The organism is Burkholderia sp. Se-20378 (assembly GCF_017104665.1).
Classification (GTDB): domain Bacteria; phylum Pseudomonadota; class Gammaproteobacteria; order Burkholderiales; family Burkholderiaceae; genus Burkholderia; species Burkholderia lata.
In genome coordinates, this window is record NZ_JAAGPG010001171.1 from 1 (window position 1) to 947 (window position 947).

1 protein-coding gene and 1 pseudogene are annotated in these 947 nt (G+C 71.2%); one reads left to right on the top strand and one right to left on the bottom strand.

Features of this window, described 5'->3' with window-relative positions:
• A pseudogene (locus G3N93_RS40815) lies at positions 1–259 on the bottom strand (hypothetical protein); the annotation flags it as partial.
• A 161-nt stretch (positions 260–420) separates the two neighbouring features.
• On the opposite strand from G3N93_RS40815, the gene G3N93_RS40820 reads away from it, so the two are divergent.
• Positions 421–947, top strand: a 527-nt coding sequence (locus tag G3N93_RS40820; RefSeq protein WP_206135614.1) for a LysR family transcriptional regulator, incomplete at its 3' end; no start/stop codon positions are given.

The following is a 947-nucleotide window of genomic DNA, read 5'->3' on the forward strand; positions in this document are numbered from 1 at the left end:
GCGTCGACCCCGTGACTCTCCGCCCTGGCGCACACTCTTGCCCGCCACGCCGCTGTTCCGCTCGGCGTCCGGGCGTGCGGGGCCACCCCGCGTGCGGCATGCGGCCGAGCGGGGCCGTCCCGGCGCGCGGGTTCGCGCCGGCCGCGCGTACCTCGATCAGCATCTGGCCGTCGGCCGGGACGGGCGTGTCGATTTCCCTGACGCGCGCGTCGAGCGACTCGATGTCGGCGGCGGGGGCGTCGAAGCGGATGCTGCGCATGATGATCTCCGTGGCGGTTGGCTGCCGCGCGGCCGGTTGGATCGGTGCGTGCAGCGGGTGAAAAGGATGAATGCAGTCTAGTCGGCGCGGTTTGACGCGGAAACGCGCAAAGGCGGATGATTGTTTTGCGATGGACGCATAGCCAATTTCGAAGGCACTGAATGGACGACTTCCTTTCCCCGCATCTGGCGCTGTTTGTCGACGTGGTCGACCAGCAAAGCTTCTCGGCGGCCGCGCGCCGGCTGGGTGTCGCTGCGTCGTCGGTCACGCGGCGCATCGACCGGCTCGAGACGCAGCTCGGCATCCGCCTCCTGCATCGCACCACGCATGCGCTGCGGCCGACCGAGGCCGGGCAACTGCTGTACGGGCGTGCGACGCGGATGCTGGCCGAGCTGCGCGGCCTGCAGGAGGACCTGCACAGCCAGCACGACGAGCCGAGCGGGCTGCTGCGCGTCGACTGCCCGGCGCCGTTCGGCCGCCGGCACCTGATGGCCGCGCTGGCCGCCTTCATGCAACGTCATCCGGCGCTGCAGGTCGACCTGGTGCTGACCGACAGCATGGTCGACCTGCAGGGCGCGCGGCTCGGCTCCGACGTTGATCTCGCGGTGCGCATCGGCCCGCTCGAGGACACGCGTTTCGTCGCGACCGTGCTGGCGCCGCAGCGGCGCGTGCTGTGCGCGAGCGCGGC